Raw genomic sequence first — 499 nt, forward strand, 5'->3', positions numbered from 1 at the left:
AGGCTGAAGTCTCAATGGGCCGGAAGTTCTTCGCGGATTCCGGTCCGTGCCGGGGAGAGAGACACCTGGCGGCAGCTGCTTCAGTGCGGTTGCGCCCAAGGTCCCTTGACGAACCGGCACTCTCCAGGGTAGGTCCGCAGGTCAGTAGAAAACATGTCTGCGTTCCCCTACAGGTTTGCTTTCGTGGCCCGAAGGCGTGCGGACCTACCCGACCCCTCCCTCCCGGCTTCGCGGCGCAGAACCGCCCGCCAACTGCCCCTTCGACCGCATGGCCTATACTGGACCGTCGATGCCGAAGCCCTCCGGGCCTCTCATGCATGGAGAAATCTGCGGTTTGCAGCACAACGTTCGAAAGGCCACTGAGTGCGGGTCGTCACCATCATCCCGACGTACAACGAAATTGAATCCCTCCCGAAGACAGTAGCCCGCCTCCGCACCGCCTTTCCCGGCTCCGACATCCTGGTTGTCGACGACAACTCGCCGGATGGCACCGGAGAGT

Annotated in this window: 1 protein-coding gene; it reads left to right on the forward strand. The window is 62.5% G+C overall.

The genetic code is table 11. The annotated features are described in order from the left end of the window. Positions 1-363 precede the first annotated feature (363 nt). Positions 364-499: glycosyltransferase (locus tag AC5RWT_RS38000; protein WP_494084707.1), on the forward strand; the 136-nt coding region annotated here is incomplete at its 3' end.

This window comes from Arthrobacter sp. Dra40, from assembly GCF_059091905.1.